Source organism: Streptomyces sp. NEAU-174 (assembly GCF_052665095.1).
This window is the reverse complement of record NZ_JBQTCE010000008.1, coordinates 300,303-313,726: the sequence shown is the minus strand read 5'-3', so window position 1 is coordinate 313,726 and position 13,424 is coordinate 300,303. Positions and strand designations below refer to the sequence as shown.

Annotated in this window: 10 protein-coding genes; 6 read left to right on the top strand and 4 right to left on the bottom strand. The window is 72.3% G+C overall.

Going from position 1 to position 13,424, the window contains the following annotated elements; genetic code table 11:
* The first annotated feature begins 150 nt into the window (after nucleotides 1-150).
* The 3 genes from ACT2CW_RS24610 to ACT2CW_RS24600 all read left to right on the top strand — a co-directional run bounded on the left by ACT2CW_RS24610 (nucleotide 151) and on the right by ACT2CW_RS24600 (nucleotide 3,677).
* Complete coding sequence (locus tag ACT2CW_RS24610) at nucleotides 151-762, top strand: sigma-70 family RNA polymerase sigma factor (protein ID WP_037952997.1); 612 nt, start codon at nucleotides 151-153, stop codon at nucleotides 760-762.
* A 156-nt stretch (nucleotides 763-918) separates the two neighbouring features.
* On the top strand, nucleotides 919-2,421 hold the full coding sequence (guaB, locus tag ACT2CW_RS24605; protein WP_086883681.1) for an IMP dehydrogenase: 1,503 nt from the start codon (nucleotides 919-921) through the stop codon (nucleotides 2,419-2,421).
* A 128-nt stretch (nucleotides 2,422-2,549) separates the two neighbouring features.
* Nucleotides 2,550-3,677 carry a GuaB3 family IMP dehydrogenase-related protein gene (locus ACT2CW_RS24600; protein WP_037953000.1) on the top strand — a complete coding sequence of 376 codons (1,128 nt, stop codon included), beginning with the start codon at nucleotides 2,550-2,552 and terminating at the stop codon, nucleotides 3,675-3,677.
* A gap of 112 nt (nucleotides 3,678-3,789) precedes the next feature.
* On the opposite strand, the gene ACT2CW_RS24595 is transcribed toward ACT2CW_RS24600, so the two are convergent.
* Together ACT2CW_RS24595 and ACT2CW_RS24590 are read right to left on the bottom strand one after the other, a co-directional pair.
* Nucleotides 3,790-4,479 carry a hypothetical protein gene (locus ACT2CW_RS24595; protein WP_445518300.1) on the bottom strand — a complete coding sequence of 230 codons (690 nt, stop codon included), beginning with the start codon at nucleotides 4,477-4,479 and terminating at the stop codon, nucleotides 3,790-3,792.
* A gap of 221 nt (nucleotides 4,480-4,700) precedes the next feature.
* Nucleotides 4,701-5,144: a hypothetical protein gene (locus ACT2CW_RS24590; protein ID WP_445518299.1), complete on the bottom strand. Its 444-nt coding sequence runs from the start codon at nucleotides 5,142-5,144 to the stop codon at nucleotides 4,701-4,703.
* Between the two features lie 89 nt (nucleotides 5,145-5,233).
* On the opposite strand from ACT2CW_RS24590, the gene ACT2CW_RS24585 reads away from it, so the two are divergent.
* Together ACT2CW_RS24585 and ACT2CW_RS24580 are read left to right on the top strand one after the other, a co-directional pair.
* Nucleotides 5,234-6,391, top strand: coding sequence for a rod shape-determining protein (locus tag ACT2CW_RS24585; protein ID WP_138914357.1), 1,158 nt, complete (start codon nucleotides 5,234-5,236; stop codon nucleotides 6,389-6,391).
* A gap of 285 nt (nucleotides 6,392-6,676) precedes the next feature.
* The gene (locus ACT2CW_RS24580; RefSeq protein WP_445518298.1) at nucleotides 6,677-8,902 is read left to right on the top strand and encodes a DUF6049 family protein; all 2,226 of its coding nucleotides are present in this window, start codon (nucleotides 6,677-6,679) and stop codon (nucleotides 8,900-8,902) included.
* 58 nt (nucleotides 8,903-8,960) lie between these two features.
* On the opposite strand, the gene ACT2CW_RS24575 is transcribed toward ACT2CW_RS24580, so the two are convergent.
* Nucleotides 8,961-10,232, bottom strand: a complete 1,272-nt coding sequence (locus ACT2CW_RS24575; RefSeq protein ID WP_037953004.1) for a nucleotide sugar dehydrogenase — start codon at nucleotides 10,230-10,232, stop codon at nucleotides 8,961-8,963.
* A gap of 197 nt (nucleotides 10,233-10,429) precedes the next feature.
* On the opposite strand from ACT2CW_RS24575, the gene ACT2CW_RS24570 reads away from it, so the two are divergent.
* Nucleotides 10,430-12,136 (top strand): glycerol-3-phosphate dehydrogenase/oxidase, encoded by a 1,707-nt coding sequence (locus ACT2CW_RS24570; RefSeq protein ID WP_414084486.1) that lies wholly within the window; start codon nucleotides 10,430-10,432, stop codon nucleotides 12,134-12,136.
* Nucleotides 12,137-12,187: 51 nt separating this feature from the next.
* On the opposite strand, the gene ACT2CW_RS24565 is transcribed toward ACT2CW_RS24570, so the two are convergent.
* Complete coding sequence (locus ACT2CW_RS24565; RefSeq protein WP_445518297.1) at nucleotides 12,188-13,351, bottom strand: serine hydrolase domain-containing protein; 1,164 nt, start codon at nucleotides 13,349-13,351, stop codon at nucleotides 12,188-12,190.
* Nucleotides 13,352-13,424: the final 73 nt, after the last annotated feature.

Here is a 13,424-nt window from a genome sequence, read left to right as displayed (position 1 = left end):
GAAGGTGTGGAGTTCCTCGGGGACGAGTCGGTCGGGCGTGAGGGGAGAGCGCAGGACGTGACGACAACCGGCGCACCTGCTCATAACGCTTCAGCGCACAACTACGGACGCGATGCCACGGAGCCCCCGGGCCCGAGGCACCATGGATGGATGCCGCGCGACGAGGAGAGCCCAGGAGCCCCCAAGGGAGCTCCCGGGGGTACGGGGGCGATCGGCGCCCTCGTCGGGCGCGCGACTGAGGGGGACGAGCAGGCCACCCACGATCTGCTGGCGCTGGTCCACCCGCTGGCCCTGCGCTACTGCCGTACGAGGCTGTCCCGACTTCCGGGTGATGCCCGCCACTTCGTGGACGACCTGGCGCAGGAGGTCTGTCTCGCGGTGTTGTGCGCGCTGCCGCGCTACCGCGACACCGGAAAGCCCTTCGAGGCGTTCGTCGTCGCCATCGCCTCCCACAAGGTCGCCGATCTCCAGCGGGCTGCCATGCGGCACCCGGGCTCCACGGCCATCCCCTCGGACGAGATGCCGGAGCAGCCGGACGATTCGCTGGGGCCCGAGGAGCGGGCGCTGCTCAGCAGCGACGCGGAGTGGGCCAAGAAGCTGCTGGCCAACCTTCCGGAGAACCAGCGCGAGCTGGTGCTGTTGAGGGTCGCGGTCGGGCTGACGGCGGAGGAGACCGGGCAGATGCTCGGGATGTCCCCCGGAGCGGTGCGGGTCGCCCAGCACCGGGCGCTGAGCAGGCTGCGCGCGCTCGCCGAGCAGTGACCCCCGGGCCCATCGGAGTTCCGCCCGGCTCGTTACCTTGTTGTGCCTTCCGCATTTAGCAGGTCGCTGAGAAGTTATCCACAGGGCGGAATGAGGCACTCGGGGAGCCCGTTAGCATGGGAGTCCGCGCTGGGGCAAGACCATTGGAAGGGTGTCATGACTGACAACGTCGACGGAGTGCCTGAGAAGTTCGCCATGCTCGGGCTGACGTACGACGACGTGCTGCTGCTGCCGGGCGCCTCCGAGGTGCTGCCGAACGCGGTCGACACCTCGTCCAGGGTCTCGCGGAACGTCCGGGTGAATGTGCCGCTGCTGTCCGCCGCCATGGACAAGGTCACCGAGTCCCGGATGGCCATCGCCATGGCCCGGCAGGGCGGCGTGGGCGTGCTGCACCGCAATCTGTCCATCGAGGACCAGGCCAACCAGGTCGACCTGGTCAAGCGGTCGGAGTCCGGCATGGTCACCGACCCGATCACGGTCCGGCCGGACGCCACGCTGCACGAGGCGGACGCGCTGTGCGCGAAGTTCCGCATCAGCGGTGTGCCGGTCACGGACGCCGTGGGGAAGCTCCTCGGCATCGTCACCAACCGTGACATGGCCTTCGAGGTCGACCGGGGCCGTCAGGTCCGCGAGGTCATGACCCCGATGCCGCTGGTCACCGGCAAGGTAGGGATCTCCGGCGAGGACGCGATGCAGCTGCTGCGCCGCCACAAGATCGAGAAGCTGCCGCTGGTCGACGACGCGGGCGTGCTCAAGGGCCTGATCACGGTCAAGGACTTCGTGAAGGCCGAGCAGTACCCCCACGCGGCGAAGGACGCGGGCGGCCGGCTGGTCGTCGGCGCCGCCGTCGGCGTCGGCGACGAGTCGTACGAGCGGGCGCAGGCGCTGGTCGAGGCCGGGGCCGACTTCCTGGTCGTGGACAGCGCGCACGGCCACAGCCGGGGCATCCTCGACATGATCGCCAAGATCAAGTCCAATATCGCGGTCGATGTGGTGGGCGGCAATGTCGCCACCAGGGACGGCGCCCAGGCGCTGATCGACGCGGGGGTGGACGGGGTCAAGGTCGGCGTCGGCCCGGGCTCGATCTGCACCACGCGCGTGGTCGCGGGCATCGGCGTGCCGCAGGTCACCGCCATCTACGAGGCCGCCCGCGCCTGTCACGCGGCCGGGGTGCCGCTGATCGGCGACGGCGGCCTTCAGTACTCGGGCGACATCGCCAAGGCGATCGCGGCCGGTGCGGACACCGTGATGCTGGGCAGCCTGCTGGCCGGCTGCGAGGAGTCGCCGGGCGAGATGGTCTTCATCAACGGCAAGCAGTTCAAGTCCTACCGGGGCATGGGCTCCCTGGGCGCGATGCAGACGCGTGGCCAGGCCCGTTCGTACTCCAAGGACCGCTACTTCCAGGACAACGTGCTGTCCGAGGACAAGCTGGTCCCCGAGGGCATCGAGGGCCAGGTGCCCTACCGCGGCCCGCTGGCCTCGGTCGCGCACCAGCTGGTGGGCGGTCTGCGGGCGTCGATGGGCTATGTCGGCTCGGCCAATGTGGCGGAGCTGAAGGAGAAGGGCCGCTTTGTGCGGATCACCGCGGCGGGCCTCAAGGAGAGCCACCCGCATGACATCCAGATGACCACCGAGGCGCCGAACTACTCCGGCCGTTGATCCGCGCCGTCCGTTGAGCCACGCTGTCCGCGCTGTCCGCTGGATCCGCGCCGTTCACCCGGGCGATCTCGCGACGGCGCGGGCAGGGATACTGGGACGGCTGTTCGTGAACAGGGAAAGGCACCCACGTGACTGAGATCGAGATCGGGCGCGGCAAGCGCGGCCGCAGGGCGTACGCGTTCGACGACATCGCCGTTGTGCCGAGTCGTCGCACCCGGGACCCGAAGGAGGTCTCGATCGCCTGGCAGATCGACGCCTACCGCTTCGAGCTGCCCTTCCTGGCCGCGCCGATGGACTCGGTGGTCTCGCCCCGCACCGCGATCCGCATCGGTGAGCTCGGCGGCCTCGGGGTGCTCAACCTCGAAGGGCTCTGGACCCGTTACGAGGACCCGGAGCCGCTGCTGGCCGAGATCGCCGAGCTGGACGAGCGCACCGCGACCACCCGGATGCAGGAGATCTACGCCGAGCCGATCAAGGAGGAGCTGATCGGCCAGCGCCTGAAGGAGGTGCGGGACGCGGGCGTGGTGACCGCCGCCGCCCTGTCCCCGCAGCGCACGGCGCAGTTCTCCAAGGCCGTGGTGGACGCGGGGGTCGACATCTTCGTGATCCGCGGGACCACGGTCTCCGCCGAGCATGTCTCCGGCGCCGCCGAGCCGCTCAACCTCAAGCAGTTCATCTATGAGCTGGACGTTCCGGTGATCGTGGGCGGCTGTGCCACCTACACGGCCGCGCTGCACCTGATGCGCACCGGCGCGGCCGGTGTGCTGGTGGGCTTCGGCGGCGGCGCCGCGCACACCACCCGCAATGTGTTGGGCATCCAGGTGCCGATGGCCACGGCGGTCGCCGATGTCGCCGCCGCCCGCCGGGACTACATGGACGAGTCCGGCGGCCGCTATGTGCATGTGATCGCCGACGGTGGCGTGGGCTGGAGCGGCGATCTGCCGAAGGCCGTCGCCTGCGGCGCGGACGCGGTGATGATGGGCTCCCCGCTGGCCCGGGCCACGGACGCGCCGGGCCGCGGTCACCACTGGGGCATGGAGGCCGTGCATGACGAGGTGCCGCGTGGCAAGCGGATGAACCTGGGCACGGTGGGCTCCACCGAGGAGATCCTCCTCGGCCCCTCGCACACCACCGACGGCTCGATGAACTTCTTCGGCGCGCTGCGCCGCGCGATGGCCACGACCGGCTATTCGGAGCTGAAGGAGTTCCAGCGGGTCGAGGTCACGGTCGCCCCGTCGGCCCGCGACAAGCGCTGAGCGTTCCTCATGAGCCGGTTCGGCAACCGGCTCAGCGGCAACCGAAGCAGTAAGGGGAAGGCCCCGACCGCGAGGCGGTCGGGGCCTTCCCCTTACTGTGCGCGCTGTGGGCTCAGCGGTTGCTGATCCGGTAGGCGGTGCTGACCGCGGCCACCGGCGCGAGCGCCATGAAGATGTAGGTCAGCGCGTCGGAGTCTTCCTTCCACGACTTCCACAGGTCGCTGAAGTGGTCGAAGAAGATCTCGTTCGAGGAGAGCACCTGGCTGCTGGCGCCGCCGCCGATCTTGTCGGCGTAGTTGCTCATCACATCGTGCAGGATCATGGCGTAGCCGTAGAGCTCGCCGAGGAACACCGCGGCCAGGGCCAGCACGGCGCCGACCACCCACAGCCCCGTGTTACGGCCGCCCAGCTTGGCGACCGCCAGACCGATGAGCGCGCCGACGACCACACCGGCGTACGCGAACTGCGTGACCTCCGGCGGGGTCTTGTCCGTGTCCGCCATCGCGCTCAACAGGAACGCGTAGAGGAACGCGCCGACGACCGTGGCCACGAAGGCGGCGCCCACCGCCAGCAGCGGGTTGCCCGGGCGGCCGGCCGGCGGCGCGGGGGGCGGGAAGCCGCCGCCGTACTGCGGCTGAGGCTGCTGGGGCTGCTGCGGCTGGCCCTGCGGGTAGCCGTAGCCGGGCTGCTGCGCGGAGCCGTACCCACCGGCCTGCTGAGGAGGGGCGGGCTGCTGCGGATAGCCGCCCGGCTGCTGCGGGTACCCGCCTGGCTGCTGTGGCTGCTGCCAGTTCTGGCTCATGGAATTCCCCCGGGGATGAAGGTGTTGAGACCGCGTTCCGGGGACAGCTCGGCTGATGAGCGGCTGCGGGCTGGGAACGCGGAAGGAAACTATCGAGCCATAAAACTAACAGGCAGGCATGACAATCAGACAAGTCGTGTCTGACGTCCGTGACATGGCTGGGACCGGACGGAGACACGCTGGCCCGGCATATGGGGATTCGTCGTCGCTATTCGTCGTCGCTATTCGGCGATGCGCTTCGCGACGAGGTAACTTTCCGCTCCCGCCACGGCGTAGAAGGTGATGTCGTTGCGTCCCAGGATGTGATCGCGCCAGTAGTCCGCCACCAGCCCGAAGTGCTCGGTCAGGGTGTCCGTGGTGGCCCACGAGCTCTCGTCCCCCATCAGCACCGCGGCGCCGATCAGTTGCGCCAGCGAGACGCCGACCACGGCCAGCGGTATGCCGACGAGCGCCAGCAGCGGCGCCCGGCCGCCCAGCTTGCCCAGCGCGGCGCCGGTCAACAGCCCGATGCACAGCGCCCAGTAGCCGACCTCCTGGCCACGGTGGCCGATTTTGCCCTGGATGAAGCCGAAGACCAGGGCTCCGAGCAGGGCCGCCGCGATGCCCGCCGCGAGGCCACGGGCCGGCCGTGCGGCCTGAGCTGCGGAGGAAGCGGACACGATCATGTTCGCAAGGTAGCAGTGGCATGGCCGCACGGTGGTGCGAATGACATCAGTGCCGGGACAGAATCCGGCATAAGCAATAATGTCAACTTATGGCGCAGAACAAGTCGTTCAATGGGCGTGACATGGGTATCGACCTCGGCACCGCCAACACACTGGTGTACGTACGGGGCAGGGGAATCGTGCTCAACGAGCCGTCGGTTGTGGCCGTGAACACAGTCGACGGCAGTGTGCTGTCGGTGGGTTCGGCGGCCAAGGAGACCATGGGGCGGACACCGACGAACATCGTCGCCGTGCGGCCGCTGCGCGACGGCGTGATCGCCGATTTCGAGATCGCCGAGCGCATGCTGCGGTACTTCATCAAGAAGGTCATGGGCAGCCGCCGGCTCGGCCGTCCCCGGGTGGTGGTCTGTGTGCCCTCCGGGATCACCGGCGTTGAGCGGCGCGCGGTGATGGAGGCCGCCACCCAGGCCGGGGCGCGTCAGGTGCATCTGGTCGAGGAGCCCATCGCGGCGGCGATCGGCGCGGGGCTTCCGGTGAGCGAGCCGACCGGCTGCATGGTCGTCGACATCGGCGGCGGTACGACGGAGGTCGCCGTGGTATCGCTCGGCGGCATCGTCACCGCGCGGTCGGTGCGCACCGCGGGCGACGCGATGGACGTCGCGATCAGCTCCTATGTGAAGAAGCAGTACGCGCTGGCGATCGGTGAGCGGACCGCGGAGGAGATCAAGGTCTCCATCGGATCCGCCTCGCCCACCGGGCCGCTGTCCGTACCGCGGGTCTCGGAGGCCGTCCGGCGGCCCGAGCGGAATGTGGAGGTGTTCATCCCCGGCCAGAGCGAGGACAACGAGGACACCCAGGCGCTGCTGCCGCCGGACCGCTGCGCCATCCGCGGCCGGGACCAGGCGACCGGGCTGCCCAGGGTGCTCGAACTGACCTCGGACGAGGTGCGGCACGCCCTCGCCGAGCCGGTGGACAGCATCGTCGCGGCGGTGCGGGCCACGCTCGACGAGACCCCGCCGGAGCTGGCGGGCGACATCATGGACCGCGGCATCGTGCTGACCGGCGGCGGGGCCCTGCTGCGCGGCCTGGACGTACGGCTGGGGCGCGAGCTGAACATCCCGGTGCTGGTGGCCGACGACCCGCTGGACTGCGTGGCCATCGGCACCGGCCGCTGCGTGGAGGACTTCGCCTCGCTGCGCACCGCGATGGACGCACGGCCTCGTCGGCCGGACGCCGTGCGGGTGTGACGCCCAAGCGCTCCGCTGGGGGTGCCCCGACATGCCGCCGAGCGTCCTGCGGCGCCGCCGTGGCCGGTCGCCCACGCGGCGCCCCGTGCCCCTTCGGGGCGCCGCCGTTCGAACCGCGGCCGATTTCCGCGATCCGCTGAGGACGCCCCGGGGCGTCCTCAGCGGGTCTCCCCGGGGTGGCGGCCTTGAGCGTGCGGCTTCGTCCCCGGCGTGGTGGGCTGGTGACACCGCGTCGGTCCCGTCCGGCGCGGGCGGACGGCAGGCGCGGGCGTCGAGGTGGTGGTCGTGGGGCGCGGCAGGACGTACCGGCGGGCGGTCCTCGCGACCGCCACCACGATCCTGGTCGCGATCACTTCCGCGCTGTCGACGCCCGCCGGTGCGGCGGCGATGGTCCTGGCGGACGGCCGGGAGGCTGATGGCGGCACGTCGCACGGTCGTGGGCCTGGCGGCGCCGCCGCGGAACGCGCCCCCTCCCGCCGGTATCCCGTCTCCGTCGAGTTGGCCTCCCTCAGCCCTGCCGTGGTCCGGCAGGGCGGCGAGTTGAGGATCAGTGGGCGGGTGACCAATACCTCGGGGCGGCGGGTCGGGGCCGCGCGGATCGGGGTGCGGATCGGGGTCTCCGGGGCGATCGACACCCGGGGCGGGCTCGCCACCGTGGCCCGTCGTAGGCCCCTGACCCGGGCCGACGGCCCCGAGGTGGCCGACCGCACGGCCCGTCTCGCCCCGCTGCCCACCGGCGACGAGCGCGGCTTCCGGCTCACCGTGCCCGTCCCCGACCTGGAGCTGGACGGCGCCGGGGCGTACGCACTCACCGTGCATGTCGTCGGCGCGGACGGCGCGGGCGCCGGGACCGTGCTCGGGCTGACCCGCACCCATCTGTCCGCGTATCCCGACGCCACCCGGCTGGAGCCGCTGCGCACCACCGTGCTGTGGCCGGTGCTGGACACCCCGCGGATGGAGGCGCTGACCCTGCGCACCCAGGACAGCGTGCTGCCGGTCTTCCGCGACGACCAGCTGACCGCCGCCTTCGGCCCGGGCGGGCGGCTGCGGCGGCTGGTCGAGATGGGCAGGGGGCAGCCGGTCACCTGGGTGCTCGATCCGGATCTGATCGTGCAGGCGCGGGCCATGGCCGCCGGCTACCGGGTGGCCCGTACGCCAGGTGACACCGATCCGCAGCAGGCCACCGAGGGGAAGGGCGGTGAGGCGGCGGCGGGCTGGCTGGCCGCGCTCCGGGCGGCGGTCCGGGGCCGGGAGGTGATCGCGCTGCCGTACGCGGACCCGGATCTGGCCTCGCTCGCGCGCGGCGGCGGCGCCCCGCTCGCCGGGCTGCTGCGCCGGGCCTCGCGCACCGGCCGGAGGGTGGTGGACCGGGCGCTGGGCGTCCACGCGCGCGCCGGTGTGGGCTGGCCCGCGGGCGGTGAGCTGGACGACGGGATCGCCCGGTACGCCAAGGGACTCGGCCTGGACACGGTGCTCGCCTCGGGCGCCGGGGTGGCCTCCGCCGGTGAGCTGGTCTCGGAGGGGGCCACCGACGACGGCGCCGTCTCGCTCCAGGGCGGCACGACCGCGCTGCGCTACGACGCGGCGATCGCGTCCCAGCTCTTCGCGAGCCACCCGGCCGCGGGCGCCTCCGGCGCGCCCGCCCGGCTGCGCCTGCGTCAGCGGCTGCTCGCCGAGACCCTCACGGCCGCGCGGGAGCTGCCGTACGCCCGCCGCGAACTGGTCATGGTGCCGCCGCGCCGGATGCCGCTCGCGGTCGGCCGGGTGCTGCTCACGGTGGTGGCCGAGGGCCGTAAGGCGGGCTGGCTTGAGCCTGCCGGGTTCGCGGCGGCGCTGCGCAAGCCCACGGCGGGGCGGCTGCGCGGCTTCGACGGCTATCCGCTGGCGCGCCACGCCTCCGAGCTGCCGCCCTCCCGGCTCGCGGCGGTGGTCCGGGACCGGCTGCGGATGCGGGCCCTGGCCAAGGTGCTGTCGGACGCGCGGGCCACCGCCGCGTCCGTACGGGCCGCGCTGGCCCGCTCCGTGGCGACCGCCTGGCGCGCCGACCCGGCGGGCGCGGCCTCGTACCAGCGGGGGGTGTCCCGCTATCTGACCGCCTCGATCGCGTCGGTGCGGCTGGTGCCGAAGTCCACGGTGGTGGTGACCGGGGGCTCGGCGACCATCCCGGTCACCGTCGACAACGGCCTCCAGCAGGACCTCACCGGGGTGGAGCTCAGGGTCCTCTCCAGCCGCCCCGAGCGGCTGACCGCCCGGGACCGCGCGATGCCGGTCCAGGCGTCGCGCGCGGTGAGCCGTACGGTGCGGATGCGGGTGGAGGCGTACGCGAACGGGCCGGTGCGGCTGACCGCCCAGCTCTACACCACCGCCGACGGCAGACCCTGGGGCGCGCCGATGACGTTCACGGCGGATGTGCGGTCGGTGCCGTCGGGAGCGGTGATCTTCGTGCTGGGCGGAACGGCGCTGATCGTGCTGGCGGTCGCGTTCCGGCTGCGGCGTACGCGGCGCCGATGACCGCGTACGCGGAGCCGGTGACGGCGGCGAGGCCCAGAACGGAGCGGAGCCCCGCGCCTCACAGCCGGTGCGCCATCCCCGCCGGTCCCGCCCCCCGGGTGTCCAGCAGCAGCTGGGCCTTCACCGACAGCCCCTGGAGGTCGTAGGTGCGGTGCGGCTGGAGCAGCACGGTCAGGTCGGCGTCGGCCGCCGCCTCGTACACCGAGTCGGCGCGCTCCACCTCGCGCCCCAGCACCCGCCAGCGCGTGACGTACGGATCGTGGTAGCTGAGCCGGGCGCCCAGCTCGATCAGCCGGGAGGCGATCTCCCGGGCGGGCGAGCCCTCCGCGTCGGCGACGTCGGCCTTGTAGCCGACGCCCAGCAGCAGTACGTGCGCCCCGCGCGCCGACTTCCCGTACTCGTTGAGCAGGGCCGTGCAGCGGCGTGTGACATAGCCCGGCATCCGCCCGTTGACCTGCTGCGCGAGCTCGACCATGCGCAGCGGGATGCCGAGGCCGCGCTGCGGGTCGGCCATATGCCCGTGGTCGACCGGCACGCCGTGGCCGCCGACGCCGGGGCCGGGGCGGAAGGACTGGAAGCCGAACGGCTTGGTCTCGGCGCAGCGCACCACGTCCCACACATCGACGCCGAGGTCATGGCAGTACACCGCCATCTCGTTGACCAGGGCGATGTTGACGTGCCGGTAATTGGTCTCCAGGACCTTGACCGTCTCGGCCTCGCGGGTGCCACGGGCCCGGACGACCTTCTCGGTGAAGCGCCCGTAGAAGGCGGCGGCCGCCTCGGTGCAGGCGGGGGTGAGGCCGCCGATGACCTTGGGGGTGTTGGCGGGGCCGTGGGCGCGGTTGCCCGGGTCGTGGCGGCAGGGGGAGTAGGCGAGGTGGAAGTCGCGCCCGGCCCGCAGTCCGGATCCCTCCTCGAGGAGCGGACGGAGGAATTCCTCGGTGGTGCCGGGGTACACGGTCGATTCCAGCAGAACGGTGGTGTGCGGGCGCAGCCTCGCCGCGAGCGTACGGGCCGCCTCGCCGACCGCCGACAGATCCAGTCTGCGGTCGTCCCCGAGCGGGGTCGGAGCGCAGATCACAGCGGTGCGGACGCGGCCGAGCTCGGCGGGGTCGGCGGTGATCCGGAAGCCCTGGGAGGCCATCCGGCGCAGCTCGGCGGCGGAGAGCAGGCCCTCGCCCGAGCCGGCGGGCAGCCGTCCGGCCCGGAGGTCGGACGCCGCGCGCGGATCGGGGTCGTAGCCGACGGTGCGGACGCCGGCGGCGGTGGCCGCCCGGGCGAGAGGAATACCGAGATGACCGAGTCCGATGACGGCGAGATCTGCGGGCATGACGTCGTGTCGTCCTTCCCGGGACGATGTCGGATGGCGCAAAGGCAGACTAAGCGGAAATATGACTCGTATTCAGTATTGGTGAGAGGTGTTGACACGGTGTCGCGTCGATGGCCGGAGCAGCGGCATGGCACGGAGGGGAGAAAGCCAGGAAAATCGGCAGGGCGGCGTGGCGTCGATCACAACGGGAGGCAGCGGTGAAAACACCGGCACTGGGACCGGCCGAGCGCGGCGAGGCGCTGGCCCGGATGGCGGACCGTGAGCTCGACGTACTGGTCGTGGGCGGCGGAGTGGTCGGCGCGGGCACCGCGCTCGACGCCGCGACGCGGGGCCTGGAGACCGGCCTGGTCGAGTCGCGGGACTGGGCCTCCGGGACCTCCAGCCGGTCCAGCAAGCTGATCCACGGTGGGCTGCGCTATCTGGAGATGCTGGACTTCGCACTGGTACGCGAGGCGCTCAAGGAGCGCGGGCTGCTGCTGGAGCGGATCGCACCGCACCTGGTCAAGCCCGTGCCGTTCCTGTATCCGCTGAAGCACCGGGTCTGGGAGCGGTTCTACGCGGGCTCGGGCGTCGCGCTCTACGACACCATGTCGATCTCCTCCGGGCACGGCCGCGGACTGCCCGCCCACCGCCATCTGAGCCGCGGCCGGGCGCTGCGCGTGGCCCCCTGCCTCAAGAAGGACGCGCTGGTCGGAGCGTTGCAGTACTACGACGCCCAGATGGACGACGCCCGCTATGTCACCACGCTCGTGCGCACGGCGGCGGAGTACGGCGCCCATGTGGCCAACCGCGCGCGGGTGGTCGGCTTCCTGCGGGAGGGCGAGCGCGTGGTCGGCGCCCGGGTGCACGACCTGGAGCAGGGCGGCGAGTTCGAGGTCCGCGCCCGGCAGGTGGTCAATGCCACCGGGGTGTGGACCGACGACACCCAGGCGCTGATAGGGGAGCGCGGCCAGTTCCACGTCCGGGCCTCCAAGGGCATCCACCTGGTGGTCCCCAAGGACCGCATCCACTCCACGACCGGGCTGATCCTGCGCACCGAGAAGAGCGTGCTGTTCGTGATCCCCTGGGGCAGGCACTGGATCATCGGCACCACGGACACCGACTGGGACCTGGACAAGGCCCACCCGGCCGCCTCCAGCGCCGATATCGACTATCTGCTGGAGCATGTCAACGAGGTCCTCGCGGTGCCGCTGACCCGCGACGACGTGGAGGGCGTCTACGCCGGGCTGCGCCCGCTGCTGGCCGGGGAGTCGGACGCCACCAGCAAGCTCTCGCGCGAGCACACCGTCGCCCATCCGGCGCCGGGCCTGGTGGTGGTCGCGGGCGGCAAGTACACCACGTACCGGGTGATGGCCAAGGACGCCGTGGACGAGGCGGTGCACGGCCTCGACCGCCGGGTCGGGCCCTGTGTCACCGAGGAGATCCCGCTGGTCGGCGCCGTCGGCTACAAGGCGCTGTGGAACGCCCGGGAGCGGATCGGCCGGCAGCACGGGCTGCACGCGGCGCGGATCGAGCATCTGCTCAACCGCTACGGCTCGGCGGCGCAGGAAGTGCTGGACCTGATCGCGGGCGACGCCTCGCTGGGGAAGCCGCTGGCCGGGGCGGAGGACTATCTGCGCGCCGAGGTCGTCTACGCCGCCTCGCACGAGGGGGCCCGCCATCTGGACGACGTCCTCACCCGCCGCACCCGCATCTCGATCGAGACCTTCGACCGCGGTACGCGCTGCGCCCGTGAGGTGGCCGAGCTGATGGGGCCGGTGCTGGGCTGGGCCGAGGACCAGCTGGACCGGGAGGTCGAGCACTACGAGAAGCGGGTGGAGGCGGAGCGCGAGTCGCAGCGGCAGCCGGACGATCTGACGGCGGACGCGGCCCGGCTGGGCGCGCCGGACATCATCCCGCTGTAGCCGGACATCATCCCGCTGTAGGAGGGGGCGGCTGTAGGAGGGTCACATGTCTTACCGGCGAGGACAGAACTCGGCCTCGAGCAGGGACGTTTCGGCGGTCAGACCCGAGGAGGCCGTGCTGTTGAGCCGGTAGGCGAGGCTGTGGCGGCCGTCGGGGGCGGTCACGGCCAGCGCGTACGAGCCGTTGATCTCGCCGTTGTGGCCCCACAGCGTCACCCCGCACGCCAGCCGCACCGGGAACAGCCCCATGCCGTACCGGCCGTCGGATGCGGAGGTGTTCCGCATCTGCCGCAGCTCGGCCCGGGGCACGACCTTGCCGCGCAGCAGACCGGGGAGGAGGCGGGTCAGATCGCCGAGCGTGGAGATCAGCTCCCCCGCGGCCCCGGCCGAGGAGGGGTTGAGATCGGTGACATCGCGCCGGGCGCCGCCGTCCCCGGCCCCGCCGTCCCGCGTGTACGCGCGGCCGTGCGGGTCCGGGAGGTCGGTGCGGGTGCCGGGGAAGGAGGTGCCGTGCAGCCGCAGCGGGGCGAGCACGTCGCGCCGGGCCTCGGTCGCGTAGGAGCGGCCGGTGACCCGCTGGACGACCATGCCCAGCAGCACGTAGTTGGTGTTGGAGTAGCGCCAGCCGGCCCCGGGCGCGAAGTCCGGGCGGTGTGCGACGGCGGCCCGCACCAGGGAGGCGGGGGTGCGGGTGCGGTCGGCCGCGGCGGAGAGCTGACGCGCCAGCGCCGGGTCGGCGGTGTAGTCGAACAGCCCGCTGGTCTGGTTCAGAAGCTGACGGATGGTGATGGTCCGGCCGTCGTTGCCCTGGCCGCGCACCAGCCCCGGGAGGTGCTCCTCCACCGTGTCGCCGAGGCCGAGCCGCCCCTGGGCGGCAAGGCGCAGCGTCACCGCCGCGATGACGGTCTTGGTGAGGCTGCCCGCCCGGAAGTGGTCGTTCCGGTGGATCCGGCGTCCGGTGCGGACGTCCGCGACCCCCGAGGCGAGGTACCGCGTGCCGCCGCCCTCCCGGCGGATGAGCACCGCGGCCCCCGGCGCGTCGCCCTGGGCCGCCAACCGCCGTACGGCGGCGCGCAGGGCACCGTCACGACCGCCCTCGGCGCCCGGGCTCGCGCTCGACCGCGGGGCGGCGCCCCGGCCCGGTTCCGTGGCCGCCGCGCCGCAGCCGGACAGGACGAGCGCGAGGGCGGCCGTGAGCGCCATGGCGGTCGGCATACGGCTCCGCCTGTGCCATCGTATGGCGGAGATGGGCATGACACGGACCTCCGTTTCCTGCGTACTTCCAGAT